Genomic DNA, 17,851 nt, shown 5'->3' with positions numbered 1-17,851 from the left:
GCATCATCAGTATATGTAAGTTCTTGATATCCCAGATATAGCGGGCTTGCGTGGGCGATAGACCCGAATGTGTGTGACATCCATAATTTGATCGTTCAGCAGAGCTAAAGCATGCAATATGCCCACCATGAGACGGTTTTGCCTGTCTGTTGTCGCATTCCTACACAAAGTGTCATTATCCTGGCGGATTCAGGCGGTCTAAATACGCTTTACCCGAATGGAGGTAGAGTATGTGCGGAATTGTTGCGATCACAGGTACGGAAACCGTTGCCGGGCGTCTCGTCGACGGCCTGAAGCGTTTGGAGTATCGTGGCTATGACAGCGCCGGCATAGCTGTGCTGGCGGGAGATGCAATTGAGCGCCGCCGCGCCAGGGGCAAGATCGTCAATCTGGAAGCCCTCATGGCCGACGCGCCGGTTGATGGCCCGACTGGCATCGCCCATACGCGCTGGGCCACGCATGGCAAGCCGAACGAGACCAATGCTCATCCCCATGTGTCAGGCAAGGTCGCGATTGTGCACAATGGCATCATCGAGAATTTCCGCGAGTTGCGTAAAGACTTGCAGGCGCGGGGCCGAACATTCGAGTCTGAGACAGACAGCGAAGTCATCGCACAGCTGATCGACCAGAACATGGCCGAAGGCATGGACGCGGTTGATGCATTCGAAGCCGCGCTGAAAAACCTGTCGGGCGCTTTCGCCATCGCTGCCATCTTTTCCGGCAAGACGGACTTGCTGATGGGCGCGCGCAAGGGCAGCCCGCTGGTCCTCGGATACGGGCAAGGCGAAATGTTCCTTGGTTCTGACGCCATCGCGCTGGCGCCTCTCACGCGCGACGTGACGTATCTGGAGGAAGGCGATTGGGTCGTCTTGACGCCCACCAGCCATGATGTGCGCAACGCAAATGGTGACCGCGTAAACCGTCCCCGCGTGAAATCCGCTGTGAACGAAGGCCTGATTGAGCGCGGCGAGTATGATCATTTCATGCTCAAGGAAATCCATGAGCAACCCGAGTCTCTCGCTCGTTCCATTCTGCCCTATATCGACCAGGCGACGCAGACGCTCAATCTGGGCGAAGTGGCCGATACGATGTTCGCCAAGGCTGATCGGGCTGTGGCGATTGCCTGTGGCACAGCGTATTATGCCGCCCACACAGCGAAATACTGGTTTGAACAGAAAGCCAAACTGGCGTTCGAGACCGATATCGCATCTGAATTCCGCTATCGTGAACCTGTGCTGCCTCAGACCGGTCCAGCAATGTTTGTCAGCCAATCCGGAGAGACAGCCGACACGCTGGCAGCCCTGCGCTATTGCCGTCAAAATGGCACCCCGGCCGTGGCTGTGGTCAACGTACCCGAAAGCTCGATCGCCCGAGAGGCGGCGGCGATCGTGCCGACCTATGCCGGGCCAGAGATTGGCGTAGCCTCCACGAAGGCTTTCACCGCGCAATTGTCTGTTCTGGCTGTGCTCGCCCTTAATGCAGCCAAGGCTCGGGGGCATCTTTTGCCTGGTGATGAGGTAATGGCGGTCAAAAGTCTGATGGCGTTGCCACGCAAGGTGACCGAGGCACTTGAGGCACAAGATGATATCCGCGAGATCGCAAAGACGTTGTCCCCTTGCCGGGATGTCTTGTTCCTCGGTCGCGGACGGTACTACCCGCTGGCGTTGGAAGGTGCACTCAAGCTGAAGGAAGTGTCCTATATTCACGCCGAAGGCTATGCCGCCGGCGAGTTGAAGCATGGCCCCATCGCGCTGATCGAAAAAGACCTTCCGGTCGTTGTGATCGCGCCAAAAGACGAGCTGTTCGAGAAGACCATTTCAAATGTCGAGGAAATCCGCGCACGTGGCGCGCGTGTCATCCTCATTTCGGATGCAGCCGGCATCAAAGCTGCGGGTAACCGGGCTGATCATGTGATTTGCTTGCCGGATGGTGATGATATCAGCCTGCCAGTGCTGGCCGCAGTGCCGTTGCAATTGCTGGCCTATCATGTGGCTGTTGCCAAAGGGACTGATGTCGACCAGCCGCGCAACCTCGCCAAGTCAGTCACCGTTGAGTGATGAGACGCGCCTGATCGTATCAAATACGGATCGTGACCACCTGACCTTGCTGGACAGCGTCTTCCTGGCCTGCCTTACTGATGCAGGATGTGGGAGATTCGTGCGTGCCGACCTATGATTTGAAAGAAATTGAAGCCCGAATCGAGACGGTCCTGGCGGAGAAGGGACCTCGGCTCGGCAAGGAGCTGGCTGACGATCTTTATGGCGTTCCACATCTGGCCTTGTGGCAAGCCTGCTATCAGAGCCGCAAGCTGCACGTGTCCCATTTCGCCAGCTACTATTTGCGATTTGATATCACGCGCGACGATCAGGTGCGGCTGAGCCCTTCGATCCTGCGAGATTTCCTGTCCTTCACCTTGTTCGGCTTACCGGGCCAACGCGACAAGATGATCGAGCGGCAGGGCACCCTGTCGAACATGCATCGGGAGATCAGCCGCGAAAAGCTGTCGGTGGCCCAAGCCGTGATGAAGCAGGTATTCGTCACTCTGGGACGCGACATTCGCAGCCAACTCTGCGCATTTATCGCGGGCGATCTCGCCTACTATCTCGCGCACAATGAGCCACGGGAACACGTCGCGAGCGGGGAGATGGTGAAGGGCTCGGATATCGATATCATCATCATTCTCAGTGAATCCCTGCCGGAAGATGTGCAGGCCCGGATCGACACGGAGATGACCGCGCTGAAGAATTTCTACTTGCGTCATCCAGAGCACCGGCACGAGATTGATTTCATCTGCAAGCGCAAATCGGTGATGGAGCGGCAATTCCAGTATTCTGACATCCATGACAAAATCGCCAGCAAGATTGCCTATGAGTCCATGTTTCTCGGCGGATCTCTGACGCTGTATATGGAAGTGCGCGATGCGATGGTTCGGACCGGTGTTGACCGCATGATTGAGGGTGATTTCGATCACGCGCTCAAGGATCGCAAAAACGCCATGCACAAATTGCTGGAAGCGCACAATGACACAATTGATGAGGAGACGCGCTCGCTGTTCTACTTCTCGCAAGAACGTGTCGAATTTTCCTGACAAGCTGAGTGAAGTGTTTGCCCCTTGGTTATCTTTGGGGTGGAATATTGCTTGGAAGGCACCGACCGCAGGACGAGTTGGATGCCGCTATGGGAGGAATCTTCATGATCCGGTATCGCAACATAAAATCGGTGAAGCCCATTCCGCGGTCCATGCTGGCGGCTGCCATGCTGGGTGCGTCGGCCATTGTGCTGGGGGCCTGCGCAGGCGGCGGAGGAGGCGGCGGCAGTTCCGCTGTCACGCCGATGCCCCCTCCGCCGCCGCCTCCACCGCCGCCGCCCTCGAATCCGTTTCCTGACACAATCGCAGAGCGGGAACAGTTCGAAACGCGCGAGTACAATGCCACAGTAGGCCTGCCCATTATCGGTGCGTCAGCAGCCTATGCACTTGGCGCGACAGGCCAGGGTCAGACTGTGGCGGTCATCGATACGGGGACTGATTCTGATCATCCCGATCTCCAAGGGGCTGTTGTGCAGATGTTCGATGTCTGTGCGGACACTGCCTGTGCTGGCTTCAACGCTGCTGGAGACCGGGTCACCATCACTCGTCAGGATGGCGATACCGACACCGAAGGCCACGGCACACTGGTTACGGGCGTCATCGCTGCGCGTCGGCAGGACGATTTCAGCAGCGTGTTGGACGATAACACGCCGAACGGTATTCAAGGCGCCGCGTATGAGGCTTCCATAATCGATATCCGGGCTGACTCGCCCGGCAGCTGTGCGCGCACCGGGGAAGATGAAGGTTGCGTCTACAACGACGATACGCTGGTCCGTGCGATTGAATACGCCGTGGCTCAGGGGGCTTCGATCATCAACATGTCTCTCGGTGGCGAGATCGACAATGATCCGCGACTGGAGAACGCCGTCCGCGCTGCGGCCGCGGCGGGTGTGCTGGTCGTCATCTCGGCCGGCAATGAAGCTGAACCGGCAGGGACAGATGAAGATGGCAATGACACCGAGGCGGTCGGGGAACGCCCAACCGAGCCTGCCTATATCGCAGGTGAAACATCTTCACTCGGGCGGGTTGTCGCCGTGGGCGCGGTCGACCCGAATGGCATACTGTCGGACTTCTCGAACAGGGCAGGCAGTGCGGCGCAGAACTTCTACCTGCTCGCCCCCGGTGAGGACGTAATCTCGACTGGCCCGGACGATGATGTCGCATTCCCCGGCGACCCGACAAATGATGCCGACAGTGATGGAGACTATTATCGCATTTCGGGGACATCATTTGCAGCACCTTATGTTGCGGGCGCATTGGCGCTCTTGCTGGACGCGTTCCCGAACTTGCAGTCCCAACCTGAAGTCGCTCTCCAGATCCTGCTGGATACCGCGACAGACTATGTAGACACATCGCCCGACCTGATCACGGGCGAGGTCGCGGGTGCTGGTACTGACAGCGTTTCCGGTGTGGGCCTCCTGAACCTCGAAGAAGCATTCCGACCACAAGGCCAGCAGAATCTGGACTTCGGTCTCGAGAAAGTCAGCTTTACCGACGCGCTTGCGCCCAGCGGTGGCGCGTTTGGGGATTGGGCCACCAATTCCGGCGCGTTCAACAGCCTCGTCTTTCAGGACCAGTACCAACGCGGTTTCCGCCTGAATGCCGATGCCATTGCTGCGACCCTGCCGTCAGATGCGCTCGGCTCACGCCTGGTGAATTTTGAAACCCGCGCTGATTGGGCGGCGGGCGAATCCTATGCCGTTAATGCTGGAAACATGTCGTTCAGCTGGTCCCAGGCTCGGTTGCAGGATGATCCGACCGCCCCTTATCAGGAAGACCCGCAATCAACATTCCAGATGCGCTACAGTTTCGGCGAGAGCCAGGTGGAATTGGGACGAGGTGGATCATTGACGCATCTGGCGCCAGATATCTCCCTGCTCAACGAACCCGGTGTCGGGAACGCTTTTTCGACCGGCGGCGCATGGGCGAAATTCAGTCATGCCGTGACGGATGACCTCGTCATGGACATATTCTCTGCCGAGCAGGGCGGTCGCAGTCAGTCCGGCTTCATGTTCGGCCGCGATGCCCAGGATTGGTCACTTCGTGCGGGCGCATCCTTCATTTCGGATGAAGATACGGCGCTGGGTGGAACACTGCAGGAGCGCTTCGGCGCGCAAGACCAGACCGAGATGACGGCATATTCGCTGGAGGGAGCATGGTTCGCCGGTTCCGACTGGGTCCTGTCTTCAGGAATGGAAATGGCGAGCGTCGACCTGCCAGGTGTTGATGTGGAAGGCATCTGGACGAGCCGCTGGTCGGTGGGCGCAGACCGATCACTGGGTGAGGGGCGGTTGCACTTCATCATGGCGCAGCCGCGGCGAGCCGAGACAGGTTTCTTGAACCTCGATGCGCCGATTGGTGTGGATATGAACAGTCAATTGATCCGGGATCTGGTGCAGGCTGAATTGACCCCCAGCGGTCGGCAAATCGATTTTGAAACGCGCTACACATTCGGACTGACCGACACATGGTCTGGCGAGGCCGCAGCTGTGGTCTCCACGTCGCCCAACCATATCAGCGGTGCCGAAGACCAGGAGGCGCTGTGGATGCGGCTGTCGACCCCATGGTAGGCCGCAGGTCATTGCTGGCAGTCGCGAGTGGGTTCATCCTGACCGGATGCGCCTGGTTGCCGTTTGGCGAAACCGCGTGCCCGGAAATCACGGACACGTCGGCATGGATCAATCGCATGCCGGGCCCGGGTCAGTCCGGGGGAAAACTGCACGTTGTTGTCCGTGTTGCGGATGAGCAGTCCTGGCGGCTTGGCTCTGTTCCGACTGAGGATGAGGGCTTGCTGATCCTCAACCTCACGGAAGGTGGGCCGTCCGTTCCCGGAACGGCAGCTTACCAGCAGTCGCGGAAGCCGTTGCCCCAGCGAGTCAAAATAGAATGCCACGGCAAGACCGTGGCATTCATTGACAAAATCACTGTCGCGTATTGAGGCGGCGCTAGTTCGCGAGGCGCTTCAGTTCGTCTACAAGGTCCGTCTTTTCCCAGCTGAACCCACCATTCTCGGTCGGGGTCCGGCCGAAATGCCCGTAGGCTGCGGACGGGCCGTAGATCGCCTGATTCAGCTTGAGGTGCGTGCGAATGCCTTTGGGCGACAGGTCGAACAATTCGCGCAGCGCCGCAGCGATACGGTCCTCGTCTGCATTGCCCGTATCATGCGTGTCCACATAGATTGAGAGCGGCTGCGCCACACCGATCGCATAGCTGACCTGAATGGTACAGCGATCAGCGAGGCCAGCGGCCACAATGTTCTTGGCAAGGTAGCGCGTGGCGTACGCGGCCGACCGGTCCACTTTGGACGGGTCCTTGCCGGAGAATGCACCGCCGCCATGGGGCGCAGCGCCACCATACGTGTCAACAATGATCTTGCGGCCGGTCAGGCCGGCGTCGCCGTCAGGTCCGCCAATGACAAAGCGTCCGGTGGGGTTCACGAAAAACTTGTCTTCGTCCGGAAACCAACCATCGGGTAGGATGTCTTTGATCACGGGGCGGACGATTTCACGCAATTGTTCCAGCGTGGCGCTATCCTTGTGCTGATGGGATACGACAAGCGCGTTTACACCGACAGGCTTTGACCCTTCATACTGCAGCGTAACCTGGCTTTTTGCATCAGGCTCGAGCTCGGGGTGTGTGCCATCATGGCGAAGTTGCGCGAGGCGCTGAAGGATCTGGTGCGAATAGACCAGTGTGGCTGGCATCAGTTCCGGGGTCTCGTTCGTGGCATAGCCAAACATGATGCCTTGGTCGCCTGCACCTTCCTCAGCGTAGAGGCCTTGTCCAGCTTCGACACCTTGCGCGATCTCAACCGACTGGCCGTGGACGTGATTGGCGATTTCCATGTTTTCCCAATGGAAGCCGTCCTGCTCATAGCCGATCCGTTTGACCACATCGCGCGCCGCCTGGTTCATTTCGTCATGCGTGATGACGGCGCCGTTATTGGTGCGCACTTCACCGGCAAGGACAACACGATTGGTGGTCGTAAGGGTCTCGACGGCGACTTTCGCTGTTGGATCGCGCGACAGGAACAGGTCGACAATTGCGTCTGAAATCTGGTCAGCCACCTTGTCCGGATGGCCTTCGGAAACGCTCTCGCTGGTAAATTCGTGGCTGGCAAGTTTCATGTCTGGCTCTCTATCAGTGTTCTTTTACCGGGCAAAAACGACCGTCTTTCCGGAGTTTATGAAGATGCGGTGCTCTGCATGAGCCTTGACCGCGCGAAGCAGGGCGTTGCCCTCCAGATGCCGTCCGCTCTCGATCATGTCAGCCGGGCTGAACGTATGGTCGATGGCTTCGGTGAGCTGGGTAATGATTGGCCCTTCATCCAGATCGGCCGTCACATAGTGCGCCGTCGCGCCGATCATTTTCACGCCGCGGGCATGGGCCTGATGATAGGGGCGTGCGCCCTTGAATCCCGGCAGGAAGGAGTGATGGATATTGATGCACCGCTTTTCGAGACGACGGCAGGCTTCATCACTCAGTACTTGCATATACCTGGCGAGTACGACGAGATCAGCTTGCGTGTCTTCAACGATGCTGAACAGTCGAGCCTCAGCGTCCGGTTTTGTTTCCTTTGTCACCGGAACATGGAACCAGGGTAAGCCCCAATGGGAAAAATCATCCTTGAGCGTCTCATTATTGGAGACGATGCCGACGACATCAATTGGCAATTCACCCCGCCGCGCCGCGTAGAGGAGCGTGTTTGCGCAATGTTCTGATTTCGACACCATCAACAGTGTCCGTACGGCCTCACCTTCGGGATGGACTGACCAGTCCGCACCCAACTCGTGAGCCATTTCCGCCAAATCATCTTCAAGTCCAGCCGGCAGGGCGTCGGTCGTCCCGTGGAAGACCAGTCGTGCAAAGAAGCGGCTGGTTTCCGTATCCCCAAATGTACGCGACGCGGCGATGAAGCAATCATGACGCTCCATCAGTTTTGCCAGCCCTGCGACCAGTCCAACGCGGTCGGGGCAGGCAAATTTGAGGATATAGGGACGTGCCACGGAAGAAGGTTTCCCCTAGTAGCGGTAGTGTTCAGGCTTGAACGGACCGGTCGTCTGAACGCCGATATAGTCAGCCTGTTCGCCGGAAAGCTCTGTCAGCTGAACGCCAAGCTTTTCGAGATGAAGCAGGGCGACTTTCTCGTCGAGGTGCTTGGGCAGCGTATAGACCTTGTTCTCATACTGCTCGCCGCGCACATGCAGTTCGATCTGCGCCAGCGTCTGATTGGTGAAGGATGCCGACATCACGAAGGAAGGGTGACCAGTGGCATTGCCGAGGTTCACGAGGCGGCCTTCAGACAGCAGGATGATCCGCTTGCCATCCGGGAAGGTGATCATGTCGACTTGCGGCTTGATGTTCGTCCATTCGAAATTGCGCAGGCCTTCGACCTGAATTTCATTGTCGAAGTGACCAATGTTGCAGACGATGGCCATGTCCTTCATCGCACGCATATGGTCGACGGTAAGGATATCCTTGTTGCCAGTCGCGGTGACAAAGATGTCGAATTTCGGTGCGGCTTCATCGACCGTCAGGACTTCATAGCCGTCCATCGCGGCCTGAAGGGCGCAGATCGGGTCAACTTCGGAAACGGCAACGCGCGCGCCGGAACCGGACAGTGACGCAGCCGAGCCTTTGCCAACATCGCCATAACCGGCGACGAAGGCTTTCTTGCCAGCCATCATCACATCCGTGCCGCGACGGATCGCGTCGACCAGAGATTCCTTACAGCCATACTTGTTGTCGAACTTCGACTTGGTGACGGAGTCGTTCACATTGATGGCGGGGAAGGGCAGCTCACCCTTCTTCTCAAGCTGGTAGAGACGGTTCACGCCGGTCGTCGTTTCTTCCGACACGCCGCGGATCGCTGCCTTGGTCTTGGCAAACCAGCCAGGGGACGCAGCAAGGCGCTTCTTGATCTGTGCGAAGAGGAACTTTTCCTCCTCCGATCCTGGCTTTTCGAGGAAGGCCGGATCGGATTCGGCGCGCTCACCGAGGATCAGGTACATGGTGGCATCGCCACCATCATCGAGGATCAGGTTCGCCCCGGTGCCGTCATGCCAGTGGAACATGCGGTCAGTGAATTCCCAGTACTCTTCCAGCGTTTCACCCTTATAGGCGAAGACCGGTGTGCCATTGGCTGCGATGGCGGCGGCGGCATGATCCTGCGTTGAGTAGATGTTGCAGGAAACCCACTGAACGTCGGCGCCGAGGGCTTCGAGCGTCTGGATCAGCACAGCCGTCTGGATCGTCATGTGCAGGGAGCCAGCGATCTTCGCGCCCTTGAGCGGCTGCGACGGGCCGAACTCTTCGCGCGCGGCCATCAGACCCGGCATTTCTGTCTCGGCGATGGCAATTTCCTTGCGACCATACTCGGCGAGGGAAATATCGGCGACGCGGTAGTTTTCAGCCATATCAATGATCCTTTATATGTTTGTATCGCGGCTAACACGGTGCACATGAAAAGGCAACGCGCGAAGTGCTCACTTTCAAGCCCGCGCACCCACATCCCCTGGAAAATTGACCGCTGTCCTGCCGCCCCCACGCCCGGACCGGTTCGACGCTTGGGTAGAATGCCTGTTGGCAACCTGGGGTGGGGCAGATTATGGGTAGTCTTTATCCTGGAGGCGCATGTTGTCTGTCTCGTCAGATCCGTGGGGATTTATTTTGTTACCGTGGGGGTTCGCCATTGCGCTCTGGTGGCCGAAGCGGCACGGCACGGTCATCGAAGAGTCCCGTGTAGGCCTGACAAGACGCTTCGTTGCGTTCTATCTCGATTTTTTTGTCATAGTTATGGGAGTGTTCCCGGCGGTGTCTCTCCCTGCCTTGGTAATGGAGTATATTGCGACCGGCGCATGGCAGTGGAGTTTTGAGCGCGAGGTGTTGATGTCGAGAGATTGGGTATCGCTTGTCATCGGCCTGGCCTCCTGTTTTGGAGGCTATTACTATTTCAAATGGCACTTCGACCGGGGCGCCCAGACCTTTGGGCAGCATCTGCTGAGATTCAAGGTGCTGCCATCTCGCGACCATCCAAGTTTTGGAACGCGGACATTCGTAGCTTGGCTGATCTTGAGCTGGTGGCCATTTTGGCCGTGGACGCTGTTCCGAAAAAGACAGGATTACATGTGGGACACGACATCCGGAACAAAGGCGAGACGAGTAGCTGTGTCCTAGCCAGAGGAGAGTCTGTCGCTTCTAGCTACCCGTTGAATGCCCGGATCGCATCTATGACGCGTGTCTGGTCCGCCTCTTCCAGATAGGGGTGCATCGGCAGCGCAATCACGTGTTTGCTCGCTGCTTCCGTGACGGGCAGCGTGCCGTCCGCGGGTTTGAACCGGGCGCAGAAATCCTGCTCGTGGATCGGCACCGGATAGTAGACGGCGGTGGGGATCCCCTGCGCCGAGAGATGCGCCTGAAGGCCGTCGCGGTTTTCATGCTCGATGACATATTGCGCCCAGACACTCTTGCCGCCCTCAATGACGCTCGGCACGCGTTTGACATGGCCGGTCAGGCCCGCGGCATAGCGATCTGCCACGATCTGGCGTTTCTCGATCTCGTCAGCGAAGATTTTCAGTTTCTCCAGCAGGACTGCGGCCTGGATCGTGTCGAGGCGGGAGTTCATGCCGACGCGCAGGGAGAGGTATTTCGGGTCATGATGGAAATTGCGCTCGGCCGCATCGGTCGGGGTGACCTTGCCATAGACGCGCAGGGATTCGATCCGCTCGGCGAGTTTGGCGTCATTCGTGATGATCGCGCCGCCATCGCCGTAACAGCCCAGCGGCTTGGCAGGGAAGAAGCTGGTCGTGGCAATATCGGCCCAGTCGGACGGGTGCTTGCCGTTCAGCGTACAGCCATAGCCCTGCGCCGTGTCAGCGATCAGTTTCAGGCCGAACTCGTCGCAGATTGCCTTGATTTCGGGATAGTTGGCGGGCTGCCCGAACAGGTCGACGGCGATCACGACTTTCGGCGTCAGCTTGCCCTCGGCTTTCACGGCCTCAATCTGCTTGCGCAGATGTGCCGGGTCCATGTTGTAGGTCTCTGGCAGAATGTCGACGAAGACCGGCGCAGCACCAAGCCAAGGCACGACTTGAGCCGTCGCGACGAAGGTGAAGGATGGGCAGAAAACGGCGTCGCCGGGCTTCAGTTCCCACGCCATCAGCGCGAGCGCGAGGGCGTCTGTGCCATTGGCGCAGCTGACGGAATGCGCAGCGCCACACCAGGCCGCAAGCTGGTTTTCCAACTCGGAGACTTCGGGGCCAAGGACGTATCGCCCGCTTTCCACCACGCCCTGAATGGCCGTATTGATTTCGGCTTCGATGCGCTTGCGCTGTGCTTGAAGGTCAATGAAGGGGATGGACACGAGGAACCTGCCTGTTCTGCGATCTGATGCTGGCCGAATACGATCAACCCATAATGGGTGCAAGTCACGAGCGGTTACAGACTAATTCTGCGAATGTTTTCACACTCATGCCTGCGGGGAGTCGCAGCATGAGGGATTGTGAACGAATGCGACTGAATAATGTGCCGATTGGTTGCTGTGACAGCGGACTTGGTGTAGCCCGGAAGGCGGGCCGGGGCGACCATGACAGGGGCGTAATGTCTGGAATTGAACGACTGGCAAAAGCCGACAGGGCGCCGCTTTTTTATCTCGGTTGCGGGCATGTCGGGAAGTTTGCTCTGATACGGAGTCGCAACCCAATCCCTTTTTGCGAAATTACAGGATTTGCTAAATGAAACGATATGTCGTGACGGGTGGCGCCGGATTCATCGGATCTGCGCTTTGCCACCTGCTATTGTCGGAAAGCGACGCCGAAGTCGTGGCTGTGGACCGCATGACTTATGCGGCTAATCAGGTCACGCTTGACGAATTGAGCTCTCAGGCCGGTTTCCGTCACATAGACGCTGATGTTCGAGATGTTGCGCGCATGACGGAGATCGTTCAGTCGGTCAAACCAGACGTCGTTTTTCATCTGGCCGCTGAGACGCATGTTGATCGTTCGATTGATGGGCCTGCGGAATTCGTCACGACCAATGTTGTGGGCACATATGCGATGCTCGAAGCGGCTCGGACATATTGGTCTGACCTACCTGACGAGGCAAAGCAACACTTTCGCTTCGTACATATTTCGACTGACGAGGTATTCGGCTCTCTGGGCGCGGAAGGCCATTTCAGCGAGACGACGCCATATGATCCGTCATCGCCTTATTCTGCCAGCAAGGCCGGGTCGGACCATCTGGCAAGGGCGTGGCAGCGCACTTATGGGCTGCCGGTTGTGGTCTCCAATTGTTCAAACAATTACGGACCGCGCCAGTTCCCCGAGAAACTCATACCCTTGATGGTTCTGAACGCTCTGGAAGGCAAAGCCCTTCCGGTGTACGGCACGGGAACCAATGTGCGCGACTGGCTGCATGTTGAAGATCACGCCCGCGCCCTTAAGATGATGGCTGAACATGGCGTGCCGGGTGAGGTCTACTGTGTTGGCGGCGGTAGCGAGCGGACAAATCTGCAGATCGTGCACGAGGTCTGCCGAATCCTGGACGCCCGGCGTCCGGAAAATGCTCCTCATGCAGATCTGATCGAGTTTGTAACCGATCGTCCGGGGCATGATTTCCGGTATGCGATTGATGCGTCCAAGATCGATACGAAATTGGGCTGGACCCCAAGGCAGGATTTCGAAGCTGGTCTTGAAGAGACAATTGACTGGTATTTGACGCATGAGGCCTGGTGGCGGCCCCTGCGAGACAAGCACTATAGTGGCGAGAGGCTGGGTGTTAAGGCATGACACGCATCCTTGTCGTTGGAAAGTCGGGGCAAGTCGCGCAAGCGCTGGTCTCGGTAGGGGGTGATCGGGTCATTTGTCCGGGGCGTTCGATCGTGAATTTGCTGGACGCAGACTCGCACCTCAGCGCGCTCGACAGGTATGAGCCCATGGCGGTGATCAATACGGGGGCATTTACCGCAGTCGATGGCGCCGAGGCAGATGCTGACGGCGCCTATGCTCTGAATGCTGAAGGGCCGGGCAATCTGGCGGTTGCGTGCGCTCGGCGTGGCGTGCCGCTCATCCATATGTCGACAGACTGCGTGTTTGATGGCGCAAAGGATAGTCCTTACACGCCAAATGACACACCGAATCCGTTGGGCGTGTATGGCAAGACCAAGCTTCAGGGGGAGGTGGCTGTTCGCGAAGGGACTGAACGATCCCTGGTTGTGCGGGTGTCGTGGATATTTTCGCGATTTGGTGGAAATTTCGTGCGGACCATGTTGAGGGTGGCGCAGACCCGCGACGCAGTGAGTGTTGTGAGTGATCAAGTTGGTTGTCCAACGCATGCGCCCGATCTCGCACGGGCTCTGATCACAATCGCTGAACAGGCGGCCAAGCCTGGCTTTGGTAGCTGGGGTGTTTACCACGTTGCAGGGGCGGGAGAGACCGATCGCGCATCCATGACGCAGCGGATCTACGAGGTCAGCAAGGAGCTGGGCGGTCCGGTCGCCGATGTGAACGGTATTTTGACGGCGGACTATCCCACGCCGGCGCAAAGGCCCCTGAATGCGCGGCTTGATATGGCCGAGACCCGCCGTGTTTTCGGAATTGAAATGCCTGACTGGAATATTGGCCTTTCCGAGACGGTTTCCGCGATTATTGCCGAACCTGCACAATAAGGCTTTCGACCCGTGCGAAGACACTTTTCAGCTGCACATTCGGCTTCGAATTTTTATCTTCTTCGCCCAGTCCCGATGAAAATCGGCATGTCTATACGCAAGACGCGCGTCCGGGCGATGGCAGTGCAGCTTAAATTCAGTTAGCGGTTGACCAGCCTCGCCGAGATGGTCCAAACCAAGCGGACAATTGCTATGTGGAGTGTTGGCGGATGAAGGGCATCGTTCTGGCAGGCGGGACGGGGTCTCGATTGTTCCCGTTGACGAAGGCTGTCTCAAAACAACTGATGCCGGTTTACGACAAGCCGATGATCTACTACCCGCTGAGCGTACTCATGCTTGCCGGTATTCGAGACGTTCTCATCATCACGACGCCCGAGGATCAGTCCCAGTTCAAGCGACTGCTGGGAGATGGGTCGATGTTCGGAATCAACATCGAGTTTGCCGTCCAGGAGCAACCGAACGGTCTGGCCGAAGCGTTTATTATCGGCGAGGACTTTGTGAAGGGCGGCCCGTCAGCCCTGGTCCTTGGGGACAACATATTCTACGGCGCCAATCTCGGCTTGATGTGTGCGCAGGCGGCTGCACAGGCCGACGGAGCGACAATCTTTGCCTACAAGGTTGCGGACCCGCAGCGCTATGGTGTTGTTTCCTTTGATAAAGACTTCAAGGCGTTGACGCTGGAAGAAAAGCCGAGCGCACCGAAGTCGAACTGGGCGATTACCGGCCTCTATTTCTATGACGAACAGGTCGTCGATATCGCACGCGATTTGAAACCGTCCGAACGAGGTGAACTCGAAATCACCGACGTCAACCGCGCCTATCTGGAAATGGACAAGCTGAAAGTGAAACAGCTGGGCAGGGGATATGCCTGGTTGGACACTGGGACACATGACAGTCTGCATGAAGCATCCAGCTTTGTGCGTACGATCGAGCACCGGCAGGGCGTCAAGATCGCCTGTCCGGAGGAGATTGCTTTCGAAAAGGGCTATCTCGGGCGCGAAGAATTGCTTCATGCCGCAGACCAGCTCGGCAAGACAGAATACGCCGTTTACCTGCGTACACTTGCAAACCAGAATTGAGGACAGTGATTGATGAATGTGCGTGACCTTGGCCTTGATGGCGTCAAGGAAATCGTCCCGGCGCGTTATGGCGATGCCCGTGGCTATTTCAGCGAGACCTACAATCACAAGCGTTTTGTTGACGCTGGAATTGAATTGGATTGGATTCAGGACAATCACTCCTTCTCTGCAGAGAAGCACGTGTTGCGAGGCCTCCACTTCCAGACCCCTCCCTTTGCCCAGGACAAGCTTGTGCGCGTCGTTACCGGTGCGGTATTCGATGTGGCCGTGGATATCCGCAAGGGATCACCGAACTTTGGCCGGTGGACGGGGGTCACATTGACCGCGGAAGCGGGAAATCAAATCCTGGTACCGAAAGGCTTCGCGCACGGCTTCTTGACGCTGACGCCAGATGTACATGTCATCTACAAGGTCACGGCGCCCTATGCCCCGGACAATGATCGCTCTATTCGGTATGATGATGCGGAAATTGGAATTGAATGGCCTCTGGACGGCGCCGTGCCGCAACTCTCCCAGAAGGATGAACAGGCCGGCAGTCTGCAGGACACTGATACGGGATTCTTGTATCAGGGCTGATCAATCGATACCGTGATACTCCCTGTACCACGCGACAAATCTTTCGACGCCATCCTTGACGGATGTTGAGGGCCGGTACCCGACGGCTTCCGTCAGCTTGGTCACATCGGCATAGGTGTTTTTCACATCACCCGGCTGCATCGGCATCAAGTTGCGTGTGGCCTTGCGCCCCAGGGAATTTTCCAGAGCCTCCACATAATCGAGCAGTTTTACGGGCTGGTTGTTGCCGATATTGTAAATCCGGTACGGAGCATTTGACGTTGCCGGGTCTGGCGCGCTCGCGTCCCAGTCCGGATCAGGCTCTGCAACCTTTTCTGCAATTCGAAGGACGCCCTCAACGATGTCATCGACATAGGTGAAATCGCGAGACATTTCTCCATTGTTGAAGATGTTTATTGGCTCACCGCGGACGATCGCGTCCGTAAACAGGTACAGCGCCATATCGGGCCGCCCCCATGGTCCGTAGACGGTAAAAAATCGTAATCCTGTGGTGGGTAGGCGATACAGGTGGCTGTAGGCATGTGCCATCAACTCATTTGCCTTCTTGGTGGCGGAATAGAGTTGTAGCGGATGATTCGCCCCGTGAGATTCACTGTAGGGAGATGTCGTATTCGCGCCATAGGCGCTTGATGTCGATGCATAGACCAGATGGGGCGTTTTGGCTGTTCGGCAAGCTTCCAGCATGTTGGCAAAGCCGACCAGATTTGACGATACGTATTCTTCAGGATGGGTGATCGAATGGCGCACCCCAGCCTGAGCGGCCAGATGAATCACGCGATGAAAGTCATGTGACTCAAAGCAGGCGTTCAGCTCTGCTGCGTTCTCGAGATTTCCCTCGACAAAGTTGAACGAAACGCCTTCTTTTGCCGATGTGTTTTCCAGCTCTTTCAGACGCGCCCGTTTCAAGGCGGGATCGTAATACGCATTCAGATTGTCGAACCCAACGACTGGCACGCCCCGTTTGAGAAGCGTGTTTGCCACATGAAATCCGATAAACCCTGCGCTGCCGGTGACCAGGTAGGTTTTGCTATCTGTGGCTGAGGGCATGTAATCGAATTCCGTGATGGTTCAGGTGAGGGCAGGGACCAATCCAGTTGGTCGTTGCGATACAGAGCGGGCAATCTTGTTGATACTGCGTCGCGGGCGGGCAGGCTAGGTGTCGCGTTTTGCCCAGAAGTTCAAAGTTCCCAACTCTCCCAAGTGCGACATGGGTTTGCTGCGGCTGCGCTTGGCATAGTTTCCAGACTTTCCGATCTGATAACGGAAGCCGAGGCGCGTGAGGATCGAAAGAACATCGTCCAGGGCGATATCAGACGGGTTTGCGCCCAGATGCCATTCCACGCACATTTGTCTGACATTGGCGAGGGCATCCCCAGCGGCCATTAGGACTTCCCCTTCAGCGCCTTCGATATCCAGTTTCAGGAAGTCCACTTCGCGATCAAGATAATCAGCCAGAGGCACTGTTTCGATTGTCAGCTCCTCAATTTCATCGCCAAATGTCCTGCGCCGCTCGGTGAGGGATCCTGCCATACTGTAGTCTCCGGACATGAAGAATGTGGCGGTGCCCGGTTTCGCGGCCAAGCCTTTTTTCAACACTGTTACGTCACTCAACTTGTTGCGGGCGACATTTTTTGACGCCAGATCGTGAAGGAAGGGAACAGGCTCGAATGCCAGAACCTCTGCATTCGGATAAAGTTCCTTGAAGTAGACGCTCGACATCCCGAAATTGGCGCCAGCGTCGATAATGTAGGGCTTCTTCTGATCGGTATCGAAATAGTATTCCTGATCCATGAGGATTTCATGGATCAACGTCCAGATCGCATGCTTGTCAACATAGGTCAGCGTTGAATCGCGCATCAGGAATTCCTGCCCGCGGCACAAATGTTCGGTGAAGAAATCTCGCAGTACGATATCGTTTGGAAAGCCACCATCGGGAATGGGAGCTGTCTCCAAATCTTTCAGGACCGGGCTGTCGCCGTAATACACTTTCAGTCTGGAAATCATGTCCAGGTACTTCGAAAATCCGTCCAATTGGCGCTGCTTCATGGGCCAGGTGCCGGACAGGACGCCCACTGCTTCTCTTTCATTGAGTTGAGAGGTCAGGATGGAATTCCGGACGGAGGAAAGTTCACCAATCGCGGCCTGCACTTCCCCATTTCCGAAGAAGGTCTTCCGGTTCGTCTCACTCAAAGTGTACTCGATAAGGAAGCGGAGATCGTTTCCGAGCGCGTTCCGGATTGACGTGGTCGCAATAGCTGCGGCCTGGACTTCTTCCTTTCCGAAGAAGGTTTTTCGGTTCTCTTCGCTCAAGGCAAATTCGGTGAGGAATCGAACGTCATTTCCAAGCGTGCGACGGATGGATGTGGTCGCAATAGCTGCGGCCTGGACTTCTCCGTTTCCAAAGAAAGCTTTTTGGTTGTCGTTGCTCAGCGCATACTCGGTGAG

The 17,851-nt window shown here is 57.1% G+C and carries 15 protein-coding genes; 9 read left to right on the top strand and 6 right to left on the bottom strand.

Annotation, left to right across the window (positions count from 1 at the left end; translation table 11 throughout):
* Nucleotides 1–230: 230 nt before the first annotated feature.
* The 4 genes from glmS to B2344_RS09095 all read left to right on the top strand — a co-directional run bounded on the left by glmS (nt 231) and on the right by B2344_RS09095 (nt 6,026).
* On the top strand, nt 231–2,057 hold the full coding sequence (gene glmS, locus B2344_RS09110) for a glutamine--fructose-6-phosphate transaminase (isomerizing) (RefSeq protein WP_290483236.1): 1,827 nt from the start codon (nt 231–233) through the stop codon (nt 2,055–2,057).
* Nucleotides 2,058–2,161: 104 nt separating this feature from the next.
* Nucleotides 2,162–3,088 carry a hypothetical protein gene (locus tag B2344_RS09105; RefSeq protein ID WP_290479819.1) on the top strand — a complete coding sequence of 309 codons (927 nt, stop codon included), beginning with the start codon at nt 2,162–2,164 and terminating at the stop codon, nt 3,086–3,088.
* 104 nt (nt 3,089–3,192) lie between these two features.
* On the top strand, nt 3,193–5,658 hold the full coding sequence (locus B2344_RS09100; protein ID WP_290485054.1) for a S8 family peptidase: 2,466 nt from the start codon (nt 3,193–3,195) through the stop codon (nt 5,656–5,658).
* Nucleotides 5,631–6,026, top strand: a complete 396-nt coding sequence (locus tag B2344_RS09095) for a hypothetical protein (RefSeq protein ID WP_156947777.1) — start codon at nt 5,631–5,633, stop codon at nt 6,024–6,026. The genes B2344_RS09100 and B2344_RS09095 overlap by 28 nt, the downstream gene beginning before the upstream one ends.
* Nucleotides 6,027–6,033: 7 nt before the next feature.
* Here the strand turns inward: B2344_RS09095 and metK are convergent, their stop codons facing one another.
* From metK to ahcY, 3 genes are read right to left on the bottom strand one after another with little or no spacing between them, the layout of a single operon-like run.
* Nucleotides 6,034–7,215 (bottom strand): methionine adenosyltransferase, encoded by a 1,182-nt coding sequence (gene metK, locus B2344_RS09090; protein WP_290479816.1) that lies wholly within the window; start codon nt 7,213–7,215, stop codon nt 6,034–6,036.
* Nucleotides 7,216–7,239: 24 nt separating this feature from the next.
* Entirely contained in the window at nt 7,240–8,094 is an 855-nt protein-coding gene (locus B2344_RS09085; protein ID WP_290483233.1) for a formyltetrahydrofolate deformylase, read from the bottom strand.
* Between the two features lie 15 nt (nt 8,095–8,109).
* Nucleotides 8,110–9,504, bottom strand: a complete 1,395-nt coding sequence (gene ahcY, locus B2344_RS09080) for an adenosylhomocysteinase (RefSeq protein WP_034810898.1) — start codon at nt 9,502–9,504, stop codon at nt 8,110–8,112.
* Nucleotides 9,505–9,721: 217 nt separating this feature from the next.
* On the opposite strand from ahcY, the gene B2344_RS09075 reads away from it, so the two are divergent.
* On the top strand, nt 9,722–10,264 hold the full coding sequence (locus B2344_RS09075) for an RDD family protein (protein ID WP_290483232.1): 543 nt from the start codon (nt 9,722–9,724) through the stop codon (nt 10,262–10,264).
* A gap of 25 nt (nt 10,265–10,289) precedes the next feature.
* Here the strand turns inward: B2344_RS09075 and B2344_RS09070 are convergent, their stop codons facing one another.
* Nucleotides 10,290–11,450 (bottom strand): DegT/DnrJ/EryC1/StrS family aminotransferase, encoded by a 1,161-nt coding sequence (locus B2344_RS09070; protein WP_290483231.1) that lies wholly within the window; start codon nt 11,448–11,450, stop codon nt 10,290–10,292.
* Nucleotides 11,451–11,820: 370 nt separating this feature from the next.
* Here B2344_RS09070 and rfbB point away from each other — a divergent pair, with 370 nt between their 5' ends.
* The 4 genes from rfbB (at nt 11,821) to rfbC (ending at nt 15,406) form a co-directional block, all read left to right on the top strand.
* A complete protein-coding gene (gene rfbB, locus B2344_RS09065; protein WP_206991147.1) occupies nt 11,821–12,873 on the top strand; it encodes a dTDP-glucose 4,6-dehydratase in 1,053 nt (350 codons plus the stop codon).
* Nucleotides 12,870–13,751, top strand: coding sequence for a dTDP-4-dehydrorhamnose reductase (gene rfbD, locus B2344_RS09060; RefSeq protein WP_290483230.1), 882 nt, complete (start codon nt 12,870–12,872; stop codon nt 13,749–13,751). Before rfbB ends, rfbD begins: the two co-directional genes overlap by 4 nt.
* Before the next feature lie 209 nt (nt 13,752–13,960).
* Nucleotides 13,961–14,830: a glucose-1-phosphate thymidylyltransferase RfbA gene (gene rfbA / locus B2344_RS09055; protein WP_206991145.1), complete on the top strand. Its 870-nt coding sequence runs from the start codon at nt 13,961–13,963 to the stop codon at nt 14,828–14,830.
* A gap of 12 nt (nt 14,831–14,842) precedes the next feature.
* The gene (rfbC, locus tag B2344_RS09050; protein ID WP_290483229.1) at nt 14,843–15,406 is read left to right on the top strand and encodes a dTDP-4-dehydrorhamnose 3,5-epimerase; all 564 of its coding nucleotides are present in this window, start codon (nt 14,843–14,845) and stop codon (nt 15,404–15,406) included.
* On the opposite strand, the gene B2344_RS09045 is transcribed toward rfbC, so the two are convergent.
* Both B2344_RS09045 and B2344_RS09040 read right to left on the bottom strand, forming a co-directional pair.
* Nucleotides 15,407–16,453, bottom strand: coding sequence for an NAD-dependent epimerase (locus B2344_RS09045; protein WP_290483228.1), 1,047 nt, complete (start codon nt 16,451–16,453; stop codon nt 15,407–15,409).
* 105 nt (nt 16,454–16,558) lie between these two features.
* Nucleotides 16,559–17,851: FkbM family methyltransferase (locus B2344_RS09040; protein WP_290483227.1), on the bottom strand; the 1,293-nt coding region annotated here is incomplete at its 5' end.

The organism is Hyphomonas sp. UBA3195 (assembly GCF_002366485.1).
Taxonomy (GTDB): domain Bacteria; phylum Pseudomonadota; class Alphaproteobacteria; order Caulobacterales; family Hyphomonadaceae; genus Hyphomonas.
This window is presented reverse-complemented; position numbering and strand designations above follow the sequence as displayed.

What these genes read in the sequence shown, in the direction of transcription:
- glmS (WP_290483236.1), top strand. Translation starts at nt 231, where the DNA reads ATGTGCGGAATTGTTGCGATCACAGGTACGGAAACCGTTGCCGGGCGT.
- B2344_RS09100 (WP_290485054.1), top strand. Translation starts at nt 3,193, where the DNA reads ATGATCCGGTATCGCAACATAAAATCGGTGAAGCCCATTCCGCGGTCC.
- metK (WP_290479816.1), bottom strand. Translation starts at nt 7,215, where the DNA reads ATGAAACTTGCCAGCCACGAATTTACCAGCGAGAGCGTTTCCGAAGGC.
- ahcY (WP_034810898.1), bottom strand. Translation starts at nt 9,504, where the DNA reads ATGGCTGAAAACTACCGCGTCGCCGATATTTCCCTCGCCGAGTATGGT.
- B2344_RS09075 (WP_290483232.1), top strand. Translation starts at nt 9,722, where the DNA reads ATGTTGTCTGTCTCGTCAGATCCGTGGGGATTTATTTTGTTACCGTGG.
- rfbB (WP_206991147.1), top strand. Translation starts at nt 11,821, where the DNA reads ATGAAACGATATGTCGTGACGGGTGGCGCCGGATTCATCGGATCTGCG.
- rfbD (WP_290483230.1), top strand. Translation starts at nt 12,870, where the DNA reads ATGACACGCATCCTTGTCGTTGGAAAGTCGGGGCAAGTCGCGCAAGCG.
- rfbA (WP_206991145.1), top strand. Translation starts at nt 13,961, where the DNA reads ATGAAGGGCATCGTTCTGGCAGGCGGGACGGGGTCTCGATTGTTCCCG.
- rfbC (WP_290483229.1), top strand. Translation starts at nt 14,843, where the DNA reads ATGAATGTGCGTGACCTTGGCCTTGATGGCGTCAAGGAAATCGTCCCG.
- B2344_RS09045 (WP_290483228.1), bottom strand. Translation starts at nt 16,453, where the DNA reads ATGCCCTCAGCCACAGATAGCAAAACCTACCTGGTCACCGGCAGCGCA.